Annotated in this window: 20 protein-coding genes; 15 read left to right on the top strand and 5 right to left on the bottom strand. The window is 68.4% G+C overall.

Annotated features, from left to right (window positions below):
* Positions 1–284 precede the first annotated feature (284 nt).
* From AS181_RS01960 to AS181_RS01975, 4 genes are read left to right on the top strand one after another with little or no spacing between them, the layout of a single operon-like run.
* Positions 285–1,319, top strand: coding sequence for a Rossmann-like and DUF2520 domain-containing protein (locus AS181_RS01960; RefSeq protein WP_058249898.1), 1,035 nt, complete (start codon positions 285–287; stop codon positions 1,317–1,319).
* 20 nt (positions 1,320–1,339) lie between these two features.
* On the top strand, positions 1,340–2,287 hold the full coding sequence (gene panC, locus AS181_RS01965) for a pantoate--beta-alanine ligase (protein ID WP_058249899.1): 948 nt from the start codon (positions 1,340–1,342) through the stop codon (positions 2,285–2,287).
* A gap of 2 nt (positions 2,288–2,289) precedes the next feature.
* Positions 2,290–2,730 (top strand): aspartate 1-decarboxylase, encoded by a 441-nt coding sequence (gene panD, locus AS181_RS01970; protein WP_058249900.1) that lies wholly within the window; start codon positions 2,290–2,292, stop codon positions 2,728–2,730.
* A 17-nt stretch (positions 2,731–2,747) separates the two neighbouring features.
* Positions 2,748–3,551 (top strand): type III pantothenate kinase, encoded by an 804-nt coding sequence (locus tag AS181_RS01975; protein WP_058249901.1) that lies wholly within the window; start codon positions 2,748–2,750, stop codon positions 3,549–3,551.
* Between the two features lie 201 nt (positions 3,552–3,752).
* Here AS181_RS01975 and AS181_RS01980 read toward each other — a convergent pair whose 3' ends face one another.
* Entirely contained in the window at positions 3,753–4,340 is a 588-nt protein-coding gene (locus AS181_RS01980; protein WP_058249902.1) for a TetR/AcrR family transcriptional regulator, read from the bottom strand.
* 60 nt (positions 4,341–4,400) lie between these two features.
* On the opposite strand from AS181_RS01980, the gene AS181_RS01985 reads away from it, so the two are divergent.
* Positions 4,401–5,366 (top strand): alpha/beta hydrolase, encoded by a 966-nt coding sequence (locus AS181_RS01985; protein WP_058249970.1) that lies wholly within the window; start codon positions 4,401–4,403, stop codon positions 5,364–5,366.
* Between the two features lie 10 nt (positions 5,367–5,376).
* On the opposite strand, the gene AS181_RS01990 is transcribed toward AS181_RS01985, so the two are convergent.
* On the bottom strand, positions 5,377–5,847 hold the full coding sequence (locus AS181_RS01990) for a TetR/AcrR family transcriptional regulator (RefSeq protein ID WP_058249971.1): 471 nt from the start codon (positions 5,845–5,847) through the stop codon (positions 5,377–5,379).
* Positions 5,848–5,928: 81 nt separating this feature from the next.
* Here AS181_RS01990 and AS181_RS01995 point away from each other — a divergent pair, with 81 nt between their 5' ends.
* The 3 genes from AS181_RS01995 (at position 5,929) to lysS (ending at position 9,354) form a co-directional block, all read left to right on the top strand.
* A complete protein-coding gene (locus AS181_RS01995) occupies positions 5,929–7,071 on the top strand; it encodes an FAD-dependent oxidoreductase (protein WP_058249972.1) in 1,143 nt (380 codons plus the stop codon).
* A 172-nt stretch (positions 7,072–7,243) separates the two neighbouring features.
* The gene (locus AS181_RS02000) at positions 7,244–7,726 is read left to right on the top strand and encodes a hypothetical protein (protein ID WP_058249903.1); all 483 of its coding nucleotides are present in this window, start codon (positions 7,244–7,246) and stop codon (positions 7,724–7,726) included.
* A gap of 59 nt (positions 7,727–7,785) precedes the next feature.
* On the top strand, positions 7,786–9,354 hold the full coding sequence (gene lysS / locus AS181_RS02005) for a lysine--tRNA ligase (protein ID WP_091344212.1): 1,569 nt from the start codon (positions 7,786–7,788) through the stop codon (positions 9,352–9,354).
* Between the two features lie 43 nt (positions 9,355–9,397).
* On the opposite strand, the gene AS181_RS02010 is transcribed toward lysS, so the two are convergent.
* Both AS181_RS02010 and AS181_RS02015 read right to left on the bottom strand, forming a co-directional pair.
* Positions 9,398–10,198 (bottom strand): type IV toxin-antitoxin system AbiEi family antitoxin domain-containing protein, encoded by an 801-nt coding sequence (locus tag AS181_RS02010; RefSeq protein ID WP_231742217.1) that lies wholly within the window; start codon positions 10,196–10,198, stop codon positions 9,398–9,400.
* A gap of 98 nt (positions 10,199–10,296) precedes the next feature.
* Complete coding sequence (locus AS181_RS02015) at positions 10,297–11,883, bottom strand: FadD3 family acyl-CoA ligase (protein WP_058249905.1); 1,587 nt, start codon at positions 11,881–11,883, stop codon at positions 10,297–10,299.
* A gap of 42 nt (positions 11,884–11,925) precedes the next feature.
* Between AS181_RS02015 and AS181_RS02020 the strand changes: the two genes are divergently transcribed.
* The 7 genes from AS181_RS02020 (at position 11,926) to AS181_RS02050 (ending at position 21,377) form a co-directional block, all read left to right on the top strand.
* Positions 11,926–13,185, top strand: coding sequence for an acyl-CoA dehydrogenase family protein (locus AS181_RS02020; RefSeq protein ID WP_058249906.1), 1,260 nt, complete (start codon positions 11,926–11,928; stop codon positions 13,183–13,185).
* 1 nt (position 13,186) lies between these two features.
* Positions 13,187–14,026, top strand: a complete 840-nt coding sequence (locus AS181_RS02025) for an SDR family oxidoreductase (protein WP_058249907.1) — start codon at positions 13,187–13,189, stop codon at positions 14,024–14,026.
* A 37-nt stretch (positions 14,027–14,063) separates the two neighbouring features.
* Positions 14,064–15,221: an acetyl-CoA C-acetyltransferase gene (locus tag AS181_RS02030; RefSeq protein WP_058249908.1), complete on the top strand. Its 1,158-nt coding sequence runs from the start codon at positions 14,064–14,066 to the stop codon at positions 15,219–15,221.
* Between the two features lie 192 nt (positions 15,222–15,413).
* The gene (locus AS181_RS02035; protein WP_058249909.1) at positions 15,414–16,943 is read left to right on the top strand and encodes an aldehyde dehydrogenase family protein; all 1,530 of its coding nucleotides are present in this window, start codon (positions 15,414–15,416) and stop codon (positions 16,941–16,943) included.
* Between the two features lie 87 nt (positions 16,944–17,030).
* The gene (locus AS181_RS02040) at positions 17,031–17,678 is read left to right on the top strand and encodes a TetR/AcrR family transcriptional regulator (RefSeq protein ID WP_058249973.1); all 648 of its coding nucleotides are present in this window, start codon (positions 17,031–17,033) and stop codon (positions 17,676–17,678) included.
* 61 nt (positions 17,679–17,739) lie between these two features.
* Positions 17,740–19,644 carry an ABC transporter ATP-binding protein gene (locus tag AS181_RS02045; RefSeq protein WP_058249910.1) on the top strand — a complete coding sequence of 635 codons (1,905 nt, stop codon included), beginning with the start codon at positions 17,740–17,742 and terminating at the stop codon, positions 19,642–19,644.
* On the top strand, positions 19,641–21,377 hold the full coding sequence (locus tag AS181_RS02050; RefSeq protein WP_058249911.1) for an ABC transporter ATP-binding protein: 1,737 nt from the start codon (positions 19,641–19,643) through the stop codon (positions 21,375–21,377). Before AS181_RS02045 ends, AS181_RS02050 begins: the two co-directional genes overlap by 4 nt.
* A 223-nt stretch (positions 21,378–21,600) precedes the next feature.
* On the opposite strand, the gene AS181_RS02055 is transcribed toward AS181_RS02050, so the two are convergent.
* On the bottom strand, positions 21,601–22,252 hold a 652-nt coding region (locus tag AS181_RS02055), incomplete at its 5' end, for an HNH endonuclease (RefSeq protein ID WP_139114177.1).

The following is a 22,252-nucleotide window of genomic DNA, read 5'->3' on the forward strand; positions in this document are numbered from 1 at the left end:
TCGATGTCGTCCGGGCCGGCAAACCTTGGCGGACTGCGGCTGTCTCAGACTACGCCGCGTCGGCGCAGGTCACCGGTGGTTCGGTGGATCGGTCGGCACGACCGGCGGATCGACCGGACAACCTCGAGGTGACACCTGTCACAGACGTTGGCACCGGCCGCGGTGTCGGACCTACTCTTGCTCTGCAACGTCTGGTACCCGTGCCGACGCCGCCGCGATGAGTCCGCTCATCCGACGGACGTCTCGGCAGATGCGGGACTGGAACGACACTCTGGAGGACAGCGGTGACCTCACCGAGCGGTGATGCCGGTATGCCATCGGCACGGCGAACCGGTGGCGATGACGCCTTCGTCGATGGCTCGCACCTCCGTTCCGGTCTCACCGACCAGTTTCCCGGCATGACGAATCTGCCGACGCCCGCTCGCCTCACCGTCGGCCTCGTGTCCGCCGGCCGCGTCGGGACCGCTCTGGGCGAGGCGCTCGAGAAGGCCGGGCATGTGGTCGGAGCCGTGGTGGCGCGGTCGCCCGAGTCCCGGGCCCGCGCGGTGAGTCGACTCCCCGATTCCGAGGTCCTCGACCTCGACGCGGTCGTCGCGCGATCCGAGTTGCTGCTGGTCAGCGTGCCCGACTCCGAGCTCGCCGCCGTGGTCGACGAGATCGCGGCGTCCGACTCGCTCCGTCCGGGGACGATCGTCGCGCACACCGCGGGCGCGCACGGGGTGGCCGTGCTGCAACCGCTGACCGACCGCGGTGCACTGGGGATCGCACTGCATCCGGCGATGACGTTCGTGGGTTCGGAGGACGACACCGCGCGCCTCACCAACGCCTGTTTCGCCATCACCGCCGCCGATGCGGTCGGCGAGGCCATCGCGTCGTCGCTGGTGCTGGAAATGGGCGGTGACCCGGTGCGGATCGCCGAAGCCGAGCGCACGCTCTACCACGCCGCACTGGCCCACGGCGCCAACCACCTGATCGCCTTGATCTCCGACGCGGTCCTCGCACTCAACGCCGCCATCGACCACTCCGGCCGTGACACCGCGACCGTCGACGGACACGGTAACCGCCTCGCCGAACGCATCCTCGGGCCGTTGGCCGCGGCGTCGCTGCGAAACGTGCTGGAACTCGGCCCATCGGCGCTGACCGGGCCCGTCGCCCGCGGTGACGCGCCCGCGGTCGCCCGACACCTGGCGGCGCTGCGCACCGTCCCCGCCGGCCCGGGACCGCACGGCATCGCCGAGGCATATCGCACACTCGCCCGGCGCGCCGCGGACCACAGCCACGCACCGCAGGCGTTGATCGACGCATTGGAGGACCGATGACATCAAGCGGAGGAGACGGCGTGAGCGGCCCGTCCGACGCACAGCCCACCTACTCGGCCGGCACGATGACCGTGCATCGAGAGCCGGCGTCCCTGAGCCGCGTCACCCGCGCGCTGCGGGCCGCGGGCAAACGTGTCGTGCTCGTCCCGACCATGGGTGCCCTGCACGCCGGCCATCTGCAGCTCGTCCGGGCCGCCAAGGCCAAGGGCAACACCGTGGTGGTGGTGTCCATCTTCGTCAACCCGTTGCAGTTCGGCGCCGGCGAGGACCTCGACGCCTACCCGCGCACCCTCGACGCCGACCTCGCGCTCCTCGAGCCGCTGGGCGTCGAGCTGGTGTTCGCGCCGTCCGCGTCGTCGATGTACCCGAACGGTCCGCAGACGACGGTGCACCCGGGCGAGGTGGGCCGAATCCTCGACGGGATCTCGCGGCCGACACACTTCGCCGGGATGCTGACGGTGGTCCTCAAGCTGCTCAACATCGTCGGACCCAATGCGGCGTTCTTCGGTGAGAAGGACTATCAGCAGCTGGTGCTCATCAAGCAGATGGTGACCGACCTGAACCTCGACGTCGACATCGTCGGCGTCCCGACCGTCCGCGAGTCCGACGGGCTGGCGATGTCGTCACGCAACCGCTACCTCACCCCGGAGCAGCGGGAGCTGGCGACGACGCTCTCGGCGTCGCTCGTCGCGGGGGCCCACGCGGCCGAAGGCGGACGCGAAGCCATCCTCGCCGCCGCACGGTCGGTGCTCGCCACGGTCCCGGAGATCGAGGTCGACTACCTGGACCTGCGCGGGCGTCAGCTCGAGGAACCACCGGAGAAGGGCGCGGGACGGCTGCTCGTCGCCGCCCGGCTCGGCGGCGCACGCCTGATCGACAACGTCGGCGTGACGGTCGGCGGGATCGCCGCGCTCGAAGAAGAAATCGCCTGGACCAATGCCACCACAACCACGACAGAGGGACGATGACCATGTTGCGCACCATGATGACCTCGAAGATCCACCGCGCCACCGTGACCCAGGCCGACCTGCACTACGTCGGCTCGGTGACCATCGACTCCGACCTGCTCGACGCCGCGGGCCTGCTCGAGGGTGAGCAGGTCACGATCGTCGACATCGACAACGGTGCCCGGCTGGTGACCTACGCGATCGCCGGTGAGCGCGGCAGTGGTGTCATCGGGATCAACGGTGCGGCAGCGCATCTCGTTCACCCCGGCGACCTGGTCATCATCATCGCCTACAGCATGCTCGATGCGGCCGAGCTGCGTGAGTACTCGCCGAACGTGGTGTTCGTCGACGCGCAGAACCGCATCGTGACCACGGGCGACGATCCGGCCGACGTGCCCGCGGGGTCGGGCCTGCTCGACCCGCGTCACCTCGACGGTCCGGTCTTCGCCGACGCCTCGCTCTGACGCGGCGACGACCTTCGATGCTGCTCACCGTCGACGTCGGCAACACCAACATCCATCTCGGCGTGTACGCCGGGGTCGGGGATCACGCGCGCCTGGTGCGTGATTGGCGAATCCACACCGACCCGCATTACACCGCCGACGAACTGGCGTGGGCGTTCCGCGGCATGCTCGGCGACGACATCGAGCAGGTGACCGGGGTGAGTGCGCTGTCGACGGTTCCGTCGCTCCTGCGCGAACTGCGCGTGATGGTGCCGCGCTACTTCGGCAACGGGCCACACGTGCTGCTCGAACCCGGGGTGCGGACCGGGGTTCCCCTCCTGGTCGACAACCCGAAAGAGGTCGGCACCGACCGGGTCGCCAATTGCCTTGCCGCGCACACGGAATTCGGCGGACCCTGCATCGTGGTCGCGTTCGGTACCGCAACGGTCGTCGACGCTGTCTCCGCGACGGGCGAATTCCTCGGCGGGGCCATCGCACCGGGCGTCAACCTCGCGGTCGAGGCGCTGTCGGAGCACACCGTGACCATGCGGAAGGTCGAGCTGATGCCGCCTCGCAGCGTGCTCGGCAAGAACACCGTCGAAGCGTTGCAGTCCGGCATCCTGTACGGCTTCGCCGGCCAGGTGGACGGGTTGGTCGACCGCGTCTGCGACACCGTCCCGGGATTCGACGGCGACGACGTGACGGTGGTCGCGACGGGATTTCTCGCGCCGCTGATGTTCGACGAATGTCGTTCCCTCACCGATCATCACCCGCACCTGACCCTGGATGGCCTGCGTCTGGTTCACGAGCGGGCCAAGGCGAATCCCCGTCGCGGGAAGTAGATCTAGTGTCCCGCGCCGGAAATTCGTTGATGATTGCGACGCCCAGGCGGCGCCTCGCTTCGTTGGCGTCGTCGCAGGTACATCCAGTAGCTGCGTCCTCCGCCGCCTCGCGATGCATCCACCTGGACCGCCGAACTCATGAAACGAATTTCCGACCCGGGACACTAGGCGAACCGAACGGCGGCACGGGGATTCGGCGTGTCATCGGTGCGCGCGGAGTGCTGCCTCGGTGTAGGCCGTGATGCGGTCGGTCAGTTCGCCGGCGGTCACGTCGGTACCGGCCAGCTGGTGGATCTGGGCGTCGACGGCCGCGAAGGCGAGCCGTAGGTCGGCGGCCGCGGACTGCGCCGTCCAGCCGTCGGCGAGGAGATGAGCGCTCAACCGGTCGATCAGCGAATCGATCAGGGTGGTGTACTCCGTGGCCAGGCGTGTCGGGTCGGCCAGTTCGCGCAGACGCCCGTGGGCGCGGCCGTGCGTCGAGTTCTCGCGGACCGCGACCGCGATCACCGCATGCAGCACCTCCGGCCACGGGCACGAACCGGGCGGGTGGTCGTCGAGGACGGCCGTCATCGCCCCGGCGGCCGCGTCGAGATGGCGGAGCGCCAGTTCGTCGAAGATCGCCTGCTTGTCGCCGAAGTACTGATAGATCGAGCCCACCGACACCCCGGCCTTCTCGGCGATGCGGTTGGTCGTCATCTCCGCGCCCTCGGTGTCGAGAAGCTGAGTGGCCGCCTCGAGAATCGTGTCGACGGTGAACGAAGAGCGTTGTTGCCGTGGCCTTTTGCGCATCTGATCGATCCTCGGGAAATGCGAGTTGTGGAGTCCCGCCGCCGGTTCGACGATGGATACATGATCCGCCGATCCGGAACCCCCGAATCCTACCTTCGGTTCCTGCCCGAGCCGTGGCGGTCCGTCGCCGCCGGGGTCGCGGCCGAATCCACCTGGTGGACCTGGCCGTCGAGCTCCGGCCGGGCCTGCGGGGAGGTCGACGTCCACATCCTGCGGGCGCGCCCGAGCGCGGCACCGCTGCGCGTGTTGCTGCTGCACGGCGGTGGCGGACACAGTGCCCTGGTCTGGCCGCTGGGCGCGATCCTCGCGAACGAGGGGGTCGAGGTGCTCGCCCCCGATCTGCCGCAGTACGGACGTACGCGGGTGGCCGATCCGGGGAGGGTCCGCTACCAGGACTGGGTCGATCTGATCTGCGATCTCGTGACGACCGAGACCGAGGACGATCCGCGTCCGCTCATCGTGCTGGGGGCGAGTCTCGGCGGGATGCTCGCCTACGAGGTCGCGAGCCGGACCGGACGGGTGGCCGCGGTCGTCGCGACCTGCCTGCTCGATCTGGCCGGGGATCCCGATGCGCGTCGAGCGGTCGCGCGCACGCCGGCGCTCGGTCGCCTCACCCCGCTGATGCCGGTGCTCGCCCGCGTCGGGGTGCTCGCCCGGATGCGGTTTCCGATCCGATGGGTGGCGCCGATGTCGGCGATGAGTCGCGACCCGGACCTGTCCCGGGCCTGCGTCGACGACCGTCTCGGTGCCGGATCGTCAGTGTCGCTGGGGTTCCTGGCGGACCTGATGACGCATGAGGTGCCGCCCCCTGAGGAGTACCGGGGTCCACGGGTGCTGCTGGTCCATCCGGCGGCCGACTCGTGGACGCCGCCGGAGGTCAGTGTGCGCTTCGCGCGACGGATCGCGGCGCGCGCCGAGATCCATCTGCTGACCGGGTGCGGGCACTTCCCGGTGGAGCAGCCCGGCGTCGACGAACTCGCCGACCACCTCCGTACGTTGGCCGCCGAACTCGTCGGGACGACGTGACCCCGGATCGTCAGCGGAACGCGCGCAGCAGGGTAGTGGGATCGTGGTCGGAGTCGGTGCCGTCGGAGTTCCGCAGGAGGGCGTCGAGAACGAGGCCGTCGAGCGCGGCGACCAGTTGCCGGGCCTCGGTACGGGTCAACCCGCCGTAGACGAGTCCGTCGACGTAGCGCTCCCGATGCCCGACAATCACGTGTCGCAGGTCCTCGTCGCGCGTCGCCAGGAGCATGAGCTCGTACCGCGCCCTGGTGCGGACGCGGTCGGTGCCCAACCAGCGGACGATCACCTCCTGGGTCGACTCGCCCTCCGCAGCGCGGTCGGCGCTGAACACATGCTCGACGAGAGCCGCGAGAAAACCGCTCTGACCGCCGAAATGATGCCGAACGCTCCCGTGTGGCACCCCGGACGCGTCTTCGACCGCGCGTGCCGACGCCTGCCGGCTCCCGACGGTGCCGATGAGGGTGATGCCGGTGTCGAGCAGCAGATCACGCGTCGACCCGTTGGCTGATTTCTCCACGTGGAGAAGTTTATTTGCTAGCTTCTTCTCCATGTGGAGAAGAAGCTGATGAAGGTCGTCGTGGTGGGAGCCGGGATCGCCGGCCTGTGTACCGCGGTCGGACTGGCGTCGACGGGCGCCCGGGTGACGGTCGTCGAGCGGGCGCCGGAGGTGCGCGGCGGGGGTGCCGGCCTGAGCATCTTCGGCAACGGGGTCCGCGCACTCGAGGCGCTGGGTATGCGGTCGGTCCTCGGCGGCGCCGCGGCGCCGACCCCGCCGACCAGCGGAACCCGGACACCGGACGGGCGATGGCTCAGCCGGTTCGATCCGGCGTCGCTGACCGACATGCGCGTCGTGCGCCGCACCGATCTCCACGCGGCCCTCCTCGCCGCCGCGGCCGACGTCGTGGACATCAGGACGGGTTCCGGCGTCGATGACGCCGTGCCCGACCGCGGTCTCGTGCGACTGTCCGACGGCACCGAGATCGGTGACTGCGACCTGATCGTCGGCGCCGACGGTCTGCGCAGCCGGGTGCGTGCCGCGGTCGTCGAGGACCCGGGCGTCCGGCGATGTGGCTACTCCGCGTGGCGGGCCATCACGACGACCCCGGTGTCGGTCGACGCGGCCGGGGAGACGACCGGACGTGGGGCGCGTTTCGGGATCGCGCCCCTGCCCGACGGGCATGTCTACTGGTTCGCCTCGGTGTCGGACGACGGGGGCGACTCGGCGGGCGGGCTCGATGCAGTGCGGCAACGGTTTTCGGGGTGGCATCGACCGATCGGGGAGTTGCTCGACGCCACCGATCCGGCGACCGTCGGATACCTGCCGATCGAGGAGCTCGCCAAGCCGCTGCCCACGTTCGTCAGAGCGGGCCGGGGGTGCGCGAGTGTTCTCATCGGCGACGCCGCGCACGCGATGACCCCGAACCTGGGTCAAGGTGCCAACCAGGCGATGGAGGACGCGGCCACCCTGACGGCGCTGGTACGCCGGCACGGCCGCGGTGACCTCGACGAGGCGTTGCGCACCTACGACCGGCTCCGACGCCCGCGGACCCAGCGGATCGTGCGGCAGGCGTCGATGATCGGCAGGGTCGGGCAACTGCGTGCCGGCCCCGCGGTCTGGGCGCGCGACCTCGCACTGCGCATGACGCCCGACGCCGTCCTGAACGCGCAGATGCGACGCGTGCAGCGGTGGCAGCCGCCGGAAGTGTGACGTCGGTGTGACGACCTCGGTCGGGTCGGGGCCTGGCCGGTGCGGGTGTGCTGTGGCATACTCGTCGCCGTGATCACGAGCTGTCGGGAGTGTTGTCAGGGCTAGTACCGCGTCTGCGGCTGCCCTCCTTCGCGCTCCCCGCTCGATCTCGATCACCTGAGGACCCCCTCTCATGACCGCTTCGGTTGCTTCTTCCGTTCGTCCTTCTTCCACCGGTTCGGTGTTTGCCCCTGCTTCGGTGTTTGCCGCTGTACCGCCGACCGTCGCCCCGGCCCCGTCTGCGCCGCTGTCGTTGCGGGTCGAGGACTACGCGTTCGCCGTCGCCGCCGGTGCCACCCCCGTCGACGTCCGCTCCCACCGGCGCCGTCAGCTCGACGGCGCACTGTTCGGGGCCCTGGCCATCGACGCCGTCGAGGTTCTCGACCGGCTCACGCCGGACACCCCGGACTCACTGCGCGTCGCCCGGCCGGAATCACGATGGATCCTCGTCAGCGAGGACGGGCACGAGGCCGAATGGCTCGCCTGGCACCTGCAGGCGCGCGGGGTGCACGGCGCGGTGTTCGTCGTCGGCGGGCACCGTCGGATGCGGTCGGCACGGGTCAACGGTCGGATTCGGCCCGACGACCTCGCTGTCATCTCCGCCCACGAGAGCTGAACCCGCCCAGCGCGACCCGGTTGTGTCCGCGGTCACCGCGAGGCAGTGAGTTGGAGTCGATGACCGGCCCCGATAGGGTGCGTGGGGTGAGTGACAGCCCGACCAGCACCGCCACCCCCGAAGCGACCGACGAGCAGACGCCCGAGCAGTTGCGCATCCGCCGCGAGAAGCGTGAGCGGATCCTGGCCGAGGGTCGCGAGGCCTACCCGGTCGCCATCCCGCGCACCCACAGCCTCGGTGAGATCCGCGCCGCCTACCCCGACCTCGAGGCCGGTACCGAGACCGGACAGCACGTCGGCGTGAGCGGACGCGTGATCTTCCTGCGCAACAAAGGCAAGCTGTGCTTCGCCACGCTGCAGGAGGGCGACGGCACGCAGCTGCAGGCGATGGTCAGCTTCAACGGCGTCGGCGAGGAAGCGCTGGCGCGGTGGAAGTCCGAGGTGGATCTCGGGGACATCGTGTTCATCTCGGGCGAGGTCATCAGCTCGCGCACCGGCGAACTCTCGGTGATGGCCGACGGCTGGCAGATGGCGTCGAAGTCGTTGCGGCCGTTGCCCGTCGCGCACAAGGACATGAACGAGGAGACTCGCGTCCGGCAGCGCTACGTCGACCTCATCATGCGCCCGGAGGCCCGCAGCATCGCCCGCACCCGGATCTCGGTGATCGCCGAACTCCGTGCGGCGCTGGGCCGTCGGGGTTTCCTCGAGGTCGAGACCCCGATGCTGCAGACCCTGCACGGTGGGGCGGCCGCGCGACCGTTCGTCACGCACTCCAACGCCTTCGACATCGATCTGTTCCTGCGCATCGCACCGGAGCTGTTCCTCAAGCGCTGTGTGGTCGGCGGCATCGAGCGCGTCTTCGAGATCAACCGCAACTTCCGCAACGAGGGTGCCGACTCCACGCACTCTCCGGAGTTCGCGATGCTCGAGACCTATCAGGCCTACGGCACCTACGACGACTCCGCTGTCATGATCCGCGAACTGGTGCAAGAGGTTTCGCAGGCGGCGCTCGGCACCCAGACCCCGACCATGCCGGACGGTTCCACCTACGACCTCTCGGGCGAGTGGACCGCACTCGAGATGTACCCGTCGCTGTCGGAGGCGCTGGGCGAGCAGATCGTCCCGGCCGGCGCCGACGGGGAGACCACCGTCGAGCAGCTGCTGGCCATCGCGGCGCGCGTCGGCCTCGAGATCCCGAAGGACAAGGGATACGGGCACGGCAAGCTCGTCGAGGAACTCTGGGAGCACATGGTCGGCGAGAAGCTGGACCGCCCGGTCTTCGTACGCGACTTCCCGGTCGAGACCTCGCCGCTCGTCCGCGCACATCGGTCGCGGATTGGCGTCGTGGAGAAGTGGGACCTCTACGTACGCGGCTTCGAGCTGGCGACCGGATACTCCGAACTCGTCGACCCCGTCATCCAGCGTGAGCGCTTCGCCGACCAGGCCCGCCTCGCCGCCGCCGGCGACGACGAGGCGATGGTCCTCGACGAGGAGTTCCTCGCCGCGATGGAGTACGGCATGCCCCCGACCACCGGCACCGGCATGGGCATCGACCGCCTGCTGATGGCCCTCACCGGCCTCGGCATCCGCGACACCATCCTGTTCCCGCTGGTGAAGCCCCGCTCCTGACCGGGATTTCGTAGCGCGGATACGCGCTAAATCCGCATCTACGCTACGGATTTCCGTCGTAGGGCTGTACGGATCTGACGAGGTCGTTCTGTCGGGTGCGGTCTCGCTGGAATGCGACGGCGTCACTATGGAAAGCCATCCCATCGATCTCGATGGCGATCTTCGACGCCTCGAACGCGAAGTCGAGGACGTAGCCACACGCCGGCGTGTTGGCCGACCACCCCGTGAACCCGCTGCCCTCGAGTAGCTTCGCGGTGATCCGCTCCGCCTCCGACCTCGCGCCCGACGACATCGCCTCCAGCATCGCCCGCGCGCGTGGCGAACCCCGACGACCCGCGTTGCGGCGCTGGACCGTGTCGAGGGCCGCGACGGTCACCTTCTTGTTCGGCAGCGCGGAGTCCATCACCTTCACCCCCAGCGCCACCGAGGCGTCGAGCACCGTCAACTCGAGGCCGGTCACCGTCAGCCCGTCGACCTCGGTCAGATCGCGAGGCGCGACGGTACGGTGCCACACGGTCGCATCCTCGACGCGGGTCCCGTGCCGGCCGTGCGGTGCCACCACGACCGGGACATCCGGAACCCGGCTGACGAGGCCGTGCCACCACGCGGCTGCGGCGCCGGCCAGGGCTGCGCCCGGTCCGGTCTGGAGTACGGCGAGCCGCATCCGCATCCGATCGTCGACCGTCCGGTCGGCCACCCGGAAGGCACCTCGCGTGACCCGGACCCACTGTCCGGTCCGAACCCGATGCCGGATGCCGTCGGCCGACACCCCGTGCGAGTGTGCCTGATGCGTGGTGAAGACGCCGTCGTGGGAAGCGATCATGGCGCGCAGGTCGTCGGTCATACACACTTGGACGCACCGCACGTCCGGCCGGTTCCCAGCCCCGAATTTCGTAGCGTCAGTAGGTGAATAGCGCGCATTGGTGCTACGAAATCCTGGGGTCAGGTGAGGTTGCGCTTGAGGATCTTGCCCGACGCGTTGCGGGGGAACTCGTCGACGAAGACCACCGACCGGGGGATCTTGAAGTTGGCGAGGTGCTCCTTGGCGAACGCGATGACCTGCGCCTCGTCGAGGTCGGCGTCCGCCCGGACCGTCAGGTAGGCGCGGCCGACCTCGCCGAGCCGGTCGTCGGGCACGCCGACGACCGCGGACTCGGTGACACCGTCGAGCCGCGCGAGGGTCTGCTCGATCTCCGCGGGGTAGACGTTGAACCCGCCGCAGATGTACATGTCTTTGAGCCGGTCGGTGATCTTGAGGTTGCCGCGCTCGTCGAGGGTCCCGATGTCGCCGGTGTGCAGCCACCCGTCGGCGTCGATCGTCGCGGCGGTGGCCTCCGGGTCGTCGAGGTAGCCGACCATCACCATGTCTCCGCGCGCCAGCACCTCACCGTCGTCGGAGAGCGTGATCTCCATACCCGGGAACGCACGTCCGCAGGTGTTGGCAACCGTCGCATCGTCGTCGTCGGGGGTGCACGTCGAGACGAAGCCGCTCGCCTCGGTCAGGCCGTAGGCGGTGATGACGGTGTCGACGCCCAGGTCGTGTTGCAGGCGTTCGACGAGGACGACGGGCACGATCGCGGCACCGGTGATGACGATCCGCAGGCTGGAGAGGTCGTGGTCGGCCCGCTTCGGGTCGTCGAGGATGGTCTGGAAGATGGTGGGCGCGCCCGGGAAGACCGTCGCGCGTTCGTCGGACACGAGTTTCATCGCCTGGTCCGGTGAATAGACGGCGAGCGGCAGCATGGTCACGCCGAACAGCACGCTCGGCAGGATGCCCGCCTTGTAGCCGAAGGTGTGGAAGTAGGGATTGACCATCAGGTAGCGGTCGTCCGGGCCCAGGCCGGCGTTCGCGCCCCAGCCGTACGAGCCGGTCAGGGTCTGCCGGTGGGTGGCCAGCACACCCTTCGACTTTCCGGTCGTGCCGGAGGTGAAGAGGATGTCGGAGAGATCGTCGGGTGAGACGGCATCGGCGCGTCGGTCGGCTTCGGCGAGTGCGTCGGGGGTTGCCGCCCGACTGAGGAACTCATCCCAGTCGACGGCACCGTCGAGCGGGGCGGCGTCGTCCGTGAGCGACACCCGGATCACGACGTCGGGCATCGTGGCGCGGTGATCGCGCAACAACTCGGCCGCATGATCGGCACCGAGGAACTCGCCGGACACGACGACGGCCCGGGCCCCGGACCGTTCGATGATCTCGATCGCCTCGCCCGCGGTGTAGCGCGTGTTCAAGGGGACGAGCGTCGCACCGGCGTAGTGGATCCCGAGCGCCGCAATCGGCCAGTGGAAGCTGTTCGGCGACCAGATGGCGACCCGGTCGCCGGCCTCGATACCCGAGGCCACCAACGCTGCCGCGAAATCCCGGACGGACTCGTGGAGACGGGTCCAGGTCGACTCGATCCGCGGATGCGTCGAAGACTGCCACTGACCGTCGACGAGAGCGATACGGTCGGGCCAGGTCTGCGCCGCCCGGCGCAGTGCGGCCGGGGTCGTGGGCGTGGGGAGGACCTCGTGCAGTGGGGTCTGCGCCATGCGCCCAACCTAGCACTTGCTTGGTGCGTTATGCTAGCGCCCATGACCACGACGAATCTCGCCGATCGTGCCGTCGACCTGGGTGAATGGGCGAAATCGACACCGAACGCCACCACCGAGTTCGCGGCCGCGGTGCGTGCGTGGCTCGACGAGAACCTCGCTGGCGACTTCGCCGATCTGAAGGGTCGTGGGGGGCCGGGCAGCGAACACGAGTTCTTCGCCGAGCGCCTCGAATGGGATCGTCACCTCGCGCGCGCCGGGTGGACCTGCATCGGCTGGCCGGTCGAGTACGGCGGTCGTGGTGCGACGCTCGAACAGCGCATCATCTTCCATCGCGAGTACGCACGTGCAAACGCACCTGCGCGCGTGAATCATCTGGGCGAGGAACTGTTGGGCCCCACGCTCATCGCCTACGGGACCGACGAGCAGAAGCGGCGTTTCCTGCCCGGCATCGTCGATGTCACCGAGTTGTGGTCGCAGGGTTATTCCGAGCCGGGCGCCGGATCGGACCTCGCGGGCGTGTCCACGTCGGCGCGGCTCGAAGACGGCAAGTGGATCATCAACGGCCAGAAGATCTGGACCTCGCTCGCCCACGTGGCGCAGTGGGTGTTCGTGATCGCGCGTACCGAGAAGGGATCGTCGCGCCATGCCGGACTGAGTTTCCTGCTGGTGCCGCTCGACCAACCGGGCGTCACCGTCCGCCCGATCCAACAGCTCACCGGCACTTCAGAATTCAACGAGGTGTTCTTCGACGACGCGGAAACCGATGCCGATCTCATCGTCGGTGACCCGGGCGACGGCTGGAAGGTGGCGATGGGGCTGCTGCAGTTCGAGCGCGGGGTGTCGACGCTGGGTCAGCAGGTCGGATTCGCGCGCGAGCTGGGCAATCTCACCGATCTCGCGCGAGCCAACGGCGCGCTGGACGACCCGGAGATCGCGTCGCGGCTGGCTCGGGCGGATATCGGGTTGATGGTCATGCGCGCCCACGCCCAGCGGACGCTGGACGGGGACGTGACCTCGCAAGCGGGTGCGGCCTCGGTCTCGAAGTTGTTGTGGGCCAACTGGCATCGCGACCTCGGTGAGCTCGCGATGGACGTCGTGGGCGCACCGTCGCTGATCGGGCCGGCCGCGACCGCCGAAGGCGAGGCCAACGACATCGCCGACCCGGAGAACGTCGAACTCGACGAATGGCAACGGCTCTACCTGTTCACCCGCGCCGACACCATCTACGGCGGCTCGAACGAGGTGCAGCGCAACATCATCGCCGAGCGCGTGCTCGGCCTACCCCGAGAGGCACGCTGAGATGACCGGAGTCGACGTCAACGGGGCCCGGGCGGCCGGCCGAGCGGTCTCGCCGCTGGCCACACCGCCTGCCGAGATCGCCGGGCACGGCCTGCTGCTGGGCAAGAAGGTCGTGGTGACCGCCGCCGCCGGAACGGGAATCGGCTTCGCGTCGGCCCGGCGTGCGTTGCTCGAAGGCGCGGATGTGCTCATCAGCGACTGGCATGAACGACGCCTCGGTGAGGCCGCCGAGAAGCTGTCGGCGGAATTCCCGGAGCGCACGGTCACCCAGCGCACCTGCAATGTGCAGGTCACCGCGGAGGTCGACGCGCTGATCGCCGATGCCGCAACCGAACTCGGACGTATCGACGTACTGGTCAACAATGCCGGGCTCGGCGGCGAGACCCCGGTCGCCGAGATGACCGACGAGGAATGGGATCGTGTCCTCGACATCACGCTCACCGGTACATTCCGCGCCACCCGCGCAGCCCTGCGGTATTTCGGCTCGGTCGAGCACAACGGCGTGATCGTCAACAACGCCTCTGTCCTCGGCTGGCGGGCCCAGCGCGGACAGGCGCACTACGCTGCGGCGAAGGCCGGGGTGATGGCCCTGACCCGCTGTTCGGCACTTGAAGCCGCCGACGTCGGGGTGCGCATCAACGCGATCGCGCCGTCGATCGCCAAACACCCGTTCCTGGCCAAGGTCACGAGCGACGACCTCCTCGACGAACTCGCCTCCCGAGAGGCCTACGGGCGCGCGGCCGAGGTCTGGGAGGTCGCCGCGACCGTTGCGATGCTGGCCAGCGACTACACCACCTACCTCACCGGCGAGGTCGTCTCGATCTCCAGCCAGCGTGCTTGACCGCCAACGACTTCTACCGATTCAAGGAGCACCGACCATGACCACACCCCAGGCCTACATCGTCGACGCCGTCCGCACCCCGGTCGGCAAGCGCAACGGCTCGCTCGCCAAGACCCACCCCGCCGATCTCGGCGCCCACATCATCTCCGCACTCGTCGAGCGCACCGGCATCGACCCCGCGGCCGTCGACGACGTGGTGTTCGGCTGCCTCGACACCATCGGTGGCCAGGCGGGCAACGTCGCCCGGACCGCATGGCTCGCAGCCGGTCTCCCGCTCGAGGTGCCCGGCACCACCGTCGACCGGCAGTGCGGGTCCAGCCAGCAGGCCATCCACTTCGCAGCGCAGGGCATCATGAGCGGAACCCAGGACATCGTCGTCGCCGGCGGCCTGCAGAACATGAGCGCCATCCCGATCTCGCAGGCGATGATCTCGGGCAAGGAGTTCGGATTCACCACGCCCACCGCCGAATCCGCCGGCTGGCAGGAACGTTTCGGCGACGCGCAGATCTCGCAGTTCCTCGGCGCCGACATGATGGCGAAGAAGTGGGACATCAGTCGCGAGGACATGGAGCGCTGGGCGCTGCAGTCGCACGAGCGGGCCCGGGCCGCGATCGCCGACGGCAAGTTCGACAACGAAAACGTCGCCCTCGGTGACTGCGTCGTCGATGAATGCCCGCGCGAGACCTCGATGGAGAAGATGGCCGGCCTGCAGGTCCTCGCCGATGGTTCCCGGCTCACCGCGGCCGTCGCCTCGCAGATCGCCGACGGGTCGTCGGCGACCCTCGTCGTCTCCGAACGCGCGCTGAAGGAACACAATCTGACACCGCGAGCCCGCATCCACCACCTGTCCGTGCGCGGCGACGACCCCGTGATGATGCTCTCCGCGCCGATCCCGGCCACCAAGTACGCCCTCGACAAGACCGGCATGTCCATCGACGACATCGACGTCGTCGAGATCAACGAGGCGTTCGCGCCGGTCGTGCTCGCGTGGCTCAAGGAGACCGGCGCGGACCCGGCGAAGGTCAACCCCAACGGTGGCGCCATCGCACTCGGTCACCCCCTCGGCGCCACCGGCGCCAAGCTGTTCGCGACCCTCCTCAACGAACTCGAGCGCACCGGCGGCCGCTACGGACTCCAGACGATGTGCGAGGGCGGCGGGACCGCCAACGTCACGATCATCGAGCGGCTCGGCTGAGAGTCACCACCTCTGCTGCCTGAGGGCCACAGTTCGCCCCTCGACGTTCCCCTCTCGAGGCCGTACCATTCTGACAACAGGCGTGCCCACATACGGGTGTGATCTGGCGCATACTATTGTGTGGCACACGCGGACCATTTCGTTCCAACCGCCGCACGTCAGGTGCAGCACGACCTAGCTGAGGGGATCTCGATGACCAAGCCTGCTGAGCACACCAGCACCGGCGCCACCGGCGCGACGCGTGGCGTCTCGTCGGAAGCGCATAGTTTGACCGAACTGGTCGAGATCCAGCGCGCGGCGTTCCTGCGCGACGGGATCCCCGACGCCGACACGCGCATCGACCGCATCACGCGGCTTGCAGCCCTGCTCCTCGACAACGCCGACGAGATCGCCGCCGCGCTGGCCGAGGACTTCGGTGCCCGCCCGCGCGAGCTCTCGCTCGCCGCCGATGTGGCCGGCTGCATGATCGACCTCGCCCACCAGCGTCGCGGGGTCAAGGAGTGGATGGCCGAGTCGAAGGTCGCGAAGGTGCAGGGCCTGCTCGGGTACAAGCAGAGCATCCGCCACGACCCGCTGGGCGTCGTCGGCATCATGGGGCCGTGGAACTTCCCGCTGCAGCTGACGGTCGTGCCCGCGGGTTCGGCGTTCGCCGCCGGTAACCGGGTCATCATGCGACCGTCGTCGGTGACCGCGAAGACCACCGACGTGATCGCGAAGCACGCACCGAACTACTTTTCGATCGAGGAGCTGGCGATCGCCACCTCCAAGCACGGCTCCGGATCGGATTTCGCCAAGCTCAAGGTCGACCACATGTTCTTCACCGGCTCACCCGGTGTGGGCGCCTCGGTGGCCCAGGAGGCCGCGAAGAACCTGATCCCGGTCACCCTCGAACTCGGCGGCAAGAACCCGGCCGTCGTCGACGTCGACGCCGACATCGACAAAGCCGCGACGATGCTCGCCGACGCCCGCATGGTCAACGGCGGCCAGGTGTGCCTGTGCCCGGACTACGTCTTCGTCCCCGAGGCCAAGCTCGGCGAGTTCACCGACAAGGTCGTCGCGCGGTGGACCGAGAACTTCCCGACGATCATCGACAACGAGCAGTTCACGTCGACGATCAACCAGAAGAACTACGAGCGGATCCTCGGGCTCATCGACGACGCCGAGCAGCTCGGCGCCACCAAGCGTCAGGTGATCCCCGGCGGCGAACCGCTGCCGGACGCCGAACGCCGCAAGATTCCGCCGACGCTGCTCACCGGCGTCAAGGCGGGCATGAGGATCGAGGAGGACGAGGTCTTCGGTCCGGTGCTGACCGTGTACCCCTACCGCGACCTGTCCGAGGTCATCAGCCAGATCGGCTCGCACCCGCATCCGCTGACCATGTACTGGTGCGGCGATCAGAACGAGCGGTTCCAGAAGCTGGCCGACAACACCCGCAGTGGTTCGATCAACGGCAACGACTTCGCCATCCACCTGTTCAGTGGCGAACTGCCGTTCGCCGGCGTCGGTAACAGCGGAATGGGCGGGTATCACGGCCGCACCGGTTTCGAGACCTTCAGCCATGCTCGGGCCGTCGCGTTCTCGACGCTGCCGGTCAGCGTTGCCGAGATGATGTCGCCACCGTTCCTGCCCAAGGACACCAGGCTGACCAACAACCAGCTGAAGCTGTGGAAGTTCTTCAACAACCGCGCCATGAAGAAGGTGCGCAAGCGCCTCGGCGCATAACATCGGTCGTCTTGGCCGGGATCGTCGTCCGACGGTCCCGGCCAAGCGCTTGCTAGGGTGAGCGCACACTCTTCCAGGAGGATGCGCTTGTCACCACGAGGTCAGACCAGGATCGACGCGAACGGCCGGACCGCTGCGAGTACCGCCGACGCGCCGACTCGTTCGTCGCGCCGGGACGAGTTGTTGGCGACCGCCGGGCGCATGTTCGCCGAGCAAGGGCTGCGCTCGACGACGGTCCGGGACATCGCCGACGCGGCCGGAATCCTCTCTGGGAGTCTGTATCACCATTTCGACTCGAAGGAGTCGATGGTCGACGAGATCCTGCGGGGTTTCCTCGACGACCTGTTCGCTCGCTACCGGCAGATCGCGGCGTCGAGCAAGTCGGCGACCGAGACCCTGCGGGGGCTCGTCATCGCGTCGTTCGAGTCGATCGATGCCGAACGCAACGCGGTGGCGATCTACCAGGACGAGGCGAAGCGTCTCTCGGGCCAGGAACGTTTCGCCTATATCTCCGAACTGAACGTCGAGTTCCGGCAGCTGTGGCAGTCGGTGTTGCAGCGCGGCGTCGAAAACGGGGAATTCCGGGCCGATCTCGACGTCGAACTCGTCTATCGCTTCATGCGCGACACCGTGTGGGTCGCCGTGCGGTGGTATCGGCCCGGGGGCTCGATGACGGTCGACTCGATCGCCGATCAGTACCTGTCGGTGGTCCTCGACGGCATCCTGCCGCGCTGACCACGCGCGTCGAAGTTAGGGTAGCTTTCCTTTCCCAACGTCTGGCCGTTATTGTGCGCGTATGACAATTGGCGGAACCGATGTGGCCGCGCCGGCACCAGTCTCCGACGTCGACGTCGAACCCGACGATCCGAAAGCCGCGCGCGCTCAGGCCAGATCCGAGTCCAAGGCGAAAGCCGCTGCCCTCGCCGACGTCCTGGCCCCGGTGAAGAAGCGCACGCTGCTGGCCCAGTTCGTCCAGATCTTCGCCTCCGCCGCCACGGTGGTGCCGTTCATCGGGATCGTCGAACTCGGGCGCATCCTGCTCGAACCGGGACCGGTCGACTCCGGGCGCGTCTGGCTGGTCGTGTGGCTGGTGGTCGGTGGGCTCGGCGCTCGCGCCGCCTTCAGCTTCCTCGCACTGGCGATCACCCACTTCGCCGATCTCGATCTCCAGGCGCAACTTCGAATCCGCATCGCGGACAAGCTGGGTCGGCTGCCGCTGGGGTGGTTCAGCCGGACCAGCTCGGGTGCGGTCCGCAAGTCGGTGCAGAACGATGTCGCCGACCTGCACTATCTCGTCGCGCACGCGACCGTCGAGGCCACAGCCGCGATGCTGTCGCCGATCTTCGCGCTGATCTACTGCTTCTACCTGGACTGGCGCCTGGGGCTGCTCGCGATCGCGACGGTGCCGCTGTACGCGCTGACCTACTCCTACATGGCTCGGGACCTCACGACCGAGATGGAGAAGATGGACAAGGGCGTCGCGCGGATCAGCGCCACCATCGTCGAGTTCATCTCGGGCGTCGCCGTCGTGAAGACCTTCGGGCAGACCGGCAAGGCACACCGGCGGTTCGTCGATGCCGCCGACGAGTTCAACGACGACTTCGCCGGCTACATGGGGCCGATGCTCCGCGTACAGGCGGTCACCACCGTCCTGATCAGCGCGCCGCTGATCCTGCTGGTCAACCTCGGAGTCGGGTACTGGCTCGTCGACAACGGGTGGGTCCAACCGATCGAACTCGTCGGGTCGACGCTGATCGCGATGGTGTTGCCGACCGCGCTGCTCACGGTCTCGACCGCGGTGCACACCCGTCAGCAGGCCTCGGCCGCCGCCCTGCGTATCGCCTCGTTGCTCGCCGAACCGGAGCTGACGGTTCCGGAGAACCCCCAGGTGCCCGCCGGGCACGATGTGCGGATCGAGAACGTGCACTTCACCTACCCGCCGCGCCTCGGAGTCCCGTCCGGGGTGAAGGCGCTCGACGGGGTCAGTGTCGAACTGGCCGAGGGAACCGTGACCGCTCTCGTCGGGCCGTCGGGAAGCGGTAAGTCGACGCTTGCGACGCTGCTGCCCCGCTTTGGCGATTCCGACTCCGGTGCGGTGCGCATCGGTGGGGTCGATGTCCGCGACATCGCGCCCACCGAGCTCTATCGCCACGTCGGGTTCGTGCTCCAGGACGTGCAGCTGCTGACGATGTCGGTGCGCGACAACATCCGGCTCGGCCGTCCGGACGCGAGTGACGAGCAGGTCTACGACGCCGCCCGCGCCGCCCAGATCCACGACCGCATCCTGGAGCTGCCCGACGGTTACGACACCGTGGTCGGCGACGGGGCGCACTTCTCCGGCGGTGAGGCGCAACGTGTCTCGATCGCGCGGGCCCTGCTCGCCGACACCCCGATCCTCGTCCTCGACGAGGCCACCGCCTTCGCCGACCCGGAGTCGGAGGCGCAGATCCAGCAGGCCATCGGCGCGTTGATGGTCGGGCGCACGGTGCTCGTCATCGCGCACCGTCTGGGCTCGATCACGCACGCGGACAACATCGTCGTCCTGGATCGGGGTCGGGTCGTCGAACAGGGCCGGCAGGACGAACTGGTTGCCCGCGGCGGGTTGTACGCGTCGATGTGGGCCTCCTACGAGGCCGGGACCACAAGGCAGGACGAGGAGATCGCGCGGGGCGCGGTCACGAGCAGCGAGGCGGCACGATGATCCGCGGTTTCTATACGATCCTGGGTTCCGAACGTGCCCGGATGGTCGTCTTCCTGACCTGGGTGGTCGTCTACGGCGTCGCGCAGGGGCTGGCGATGCTGACCCTGGTCCCGATCGTCGAACACCTGCTGACCGGTGACCTCTCCGCCGCCGCGATGTGGTTGTGGCCGTTGGCCGTTCTGGTCGCCATCTGTGCGGTCAGTGCCTACGTGCAGTCGCTCAAGGGCATGACGATGGCGCTCTACGCGATGCGCATGCTGCACCACCGTCTCGGCGATCACATGGTCACGCTGCCGCTCGGCTGGTTCACCCGCGACCGCGTCGGTGACGTCTCCCAGATCGCGGTCAAGGGAACGATGTTCGTGGGCAGTACCGGCGCGCACTACATCACCCCGGTCGTCGTCAACATGGTGAGCTCCGTCGTGGTCGTCATCGGTATCTGCTTCTTCGACTGGCGCATCGGTCTTCTGATGGTCGCAGGGACGCTGCTGCTGATGTACGTCGGCAAGCTGTCGAGTTCGTTCCTCGCGAAGTCCGAGGGCCGTAAGCGTGCCGAGGCCGTCAAGGTCAACAACCGGGTCCTGGAGTTCGCCCGCTGCCAGGCGGTGCTGCGGGCCTTCGGCGACTCGGACTCCGCGCACAAGCCGCTCGCCGACGCACTCGGACAACAAGCACGCGTGGGCAAGTCGATGCTCTGGCGCTCGATCCTCGGCATCCTGCTGAACGGACTGTCGGTGCAGGTCGTCTTCAGTGCCGTGCTCGCGCTCGGCGCGGGGCTGGCCGTGGCGGGCCACATCGAGCCGGCCCTGCTGATCGCCGTCTTCGGCCTCGCGGCCCGCTTCTTCGGCCCGATCGGCGAACTCGCCGAACTCGGTTCGACGCTGCGCATGTCCACCGACGAGATCAACCGCATCACCGGGGTGCTCGACACCGACCGGATGCCCACCCCCGATCAACCCACGCCGATCACCGAACCGGGTGCTGTCGAACTCGACGGTGTCGCTTTCGGGTACGAGACCGGCGCGCAGGTCCTGCGCGATGTGTCCCTGCGAGCCCGCCCCGGCACGATGACTGCACTCGTCGGCCCGTCGGGGTCGGGTAAGTCGACGATCTTCCGTCTCATCGCACGGTTCTACGACGTCGACGGCGGCGTCGTGAAGGTCGGCGGCGTCGACGTGCGGGAGCAGGAGACCGGTGCACTCATGGGCCAGTTGTCCCAGGTGTTCCAGGACGTCTACCTCTTCGACGACACCCTGTGGGAGAACATCAAACTCGGACGGCCAGATGCGACCGACGACGAGATCCGAGCAGCCGCCGAGACCGCGGGGGTCACCTCGATCGTCGACCGGCTGCCCGATGGCTGGCAGACCGTCGTCGGTGAGGGCGGTTCGGCCCTGTCCGGCGGTGAGCGGCAACGAGTCTCGATCGCACGCGCCCTGCTGAAGGACGCGCCGATCGTGCTGTTCGACGAGGCGACCAGCGCTCTCGATCCCGAGAACGAGTCCCACGTCGCGGAATCCATCCGCCGGCTCGCCGACTGCAGCACGGTGCTGGTCATCGCGCACAAGCTGTCCACCGTGATCGCCGCCGACCAGATCGTCGTGCTCGACGATCAGGGCGGCGTCGACGACATCGGCACCCACGACGAACTGCTCACCCGCGGTGGGCGATACACCGAGTTCTGGAACCAGCGGACCGCAGCTGCCGGCTGGACGCTGACGCCGTCGGCTTAGGCGCGCCCTTCCGAGGCGGTGAGAGCGGGCTGGACCTGTCGACCTCGTTCCGAGACCGATCGCCCCCGCCCACCGGGATCTCGGAGCGAAATTGCGCAACGCGCAAGAGATTTTTGCCACCAGACCCCGGCGGCCAGGGCTTGTTGAACACTGTGGAGTTGTCAAAGGTCGTGTGGCGTCGGTCGGTGTCGACGCCGGAGGGTCTGGTGGGGGCGGGGTGAGGTCAGACGAGGGCGTCGTCCAGGCGCATGGTGCGCCGGTTGTAAGCCGGCCGAGGTAGACGCCGCGGGTCGATATCGGCCGGTGGGATCAACCACGGATGACGATCAGGGCCCATCACCACCTCCCACCCATGATGATGCACCTGGGTATGACAGCGCTGACACAGTAGACACCCGTTGTCCAGATCAGTCGGTCCGCCGTCAGCCCATGGCACCAGATGATGCACCTGCGTATGCGCCGCTGGTGCACCGCATTTCACGCAACACACATCCCGCACGACGATCGCCTGACGCAGATGATGCGGGAACAACCGCTTCGTCGTCCCCATCCGCAGCGGCACCCCCTCGTCGTCGAGGACGATCTCGGCGACCCCGCCGTCACACGACAACCGACGTGCCGTCGATGCCGTGACCGCGCCCACCCACGGCAGAATCGCCGGGCCCACACCATCAGCGGGGATGGTCACCACTACCTGAGTGCGGGGTGCACCTGCGGTGGTCATCGCCGCACCGATCGCGGCCTGATCGAGCAGTAGCTCCAACCCGTCCGCACGACGCTGCCCGACATCACGGCGGTCGTCGGCCCCGTCGGGTTCGGGACGCGGACAGGAGCGTTCGTCGATCATCGCCAGGAACTTCTCGCCGATCACCGCC

Source organism: Gordonia sp. SGD-V-85 (assembly GCF_001456905.1).
GTDB classification, from domain to species: domain Bacteria; phylum Actinomycetota; class Actinomycetes; order Mycobacteriales; family Mycobacteriaceae; genus Gordonia; species Gordonia hongkongensis.

Excerpts from the sequence above, each read along its gene's own strand:
- AS181_RS02050 (WP_058249911.1), top strand. The coding sequence starts at position 19,641 with ATGATCCGCGGTTTCTATACGATCCTGGGTTCCGAACGTGCCCGGATG.
- AS181_RS02045 (WP_058249910.1), top strand. The coding sequence starts at position 17,740 with ATGACAATTGGCGGAACCGATGTGGCCGCGCCGGCACCAGTCTCCGAC.
- AS181_RS01985 (WP_058249970.1), top strand. The coding sequence starts at position 4,401 with ATGATCCGCCGATCCGGAACCCCCGAATCCTACCTTCGGTTCCTGCCC.
- AS181_RS01980 (WP_058249902.1), bottom strand. The coding sequence starts at position 4,340 with ATGCGCAAAAGGCCACGGCAACAACGCTCTTCGTTCACCGTCGACACG.
- AS181_RS02035 (WP_058249909.1), top strand. The coding sequence starts at position 15,414 with ATGACCAAGCCTGCTGAGCACACCAGCACCGGCGCCACCGGCGCGACG.
- panD (WP_058249900.1), top strand. The coding sequence starts at position 2,290 with ATGTTGCGCACCATGATGACCTCGAAGATCCACCGCGCCACCGTGACC.
- AS181_RS02015 (WP_058249905.1), bottom strand. The coding sequence starts at position 11,883 with ATGGCGCAGACCCCACTGCACGAGGTCCTCCCCACGCCCACGACCCCG.
- AS181_RS01975 (WP_058249901.1), top strand. The coding sequence starts at position 2,748 with ATGCTGCTCACCGTCGACGTCGGCAACACCAACATCCATCTCGGCGTG.
- AS181_RS02030 (WP_058249908.1), top strand. The coding sequence starts at position 14,064 with ATGACCACACCCCAGGCCTACATCGTCGACGCCGTCCGCACCCCGGTC.
- AS181_RS02010 (WP_231742217.1), bottom strand. The coding sequence starts at position 10,198 with ATGACCGACGACCTGCGCGCCATGATCGCTTCCCACGACGGCGTCTTC.
- AS181_RS01995 (WP_058249972.1), top strand. The coding sequence starts at position 5,929 with ATGAAGGTCGTCGTGGTGGGAGCCGGGATCGCCGGCCTGTGTACCGCG.
- lysS (WP_091344212.1), top strand. The coding sequence starts at position 7,786 with ATGACCGGCCCCGATAGGGTGCGTGGGGTGAGTGACAGCCCGACCAGC.
- AS181_RS02020 (WP_058249906.1), top strand. The coding sequence starts at position 11,926 with ATGACCACGACGAATCTCGCCGATCGTGCCGTCGACCTGGGTGAATGG.
- AS181_RS02025 (WP_058249907.1), top strand. The coding sequence starts at position 13,187 with ATGACCGGAGTCGACGTCAACGGGGCCCGGGCGGCCGGCCGAGCGGTC.
- AS181_RS02000 (WP_058249903.1), top strand. The coding sequence starts at position 7,244 with ATGACCGCTTCGGTTGCTTCTTCCGTTCGTCCTTCTTCCACCGGTTCG.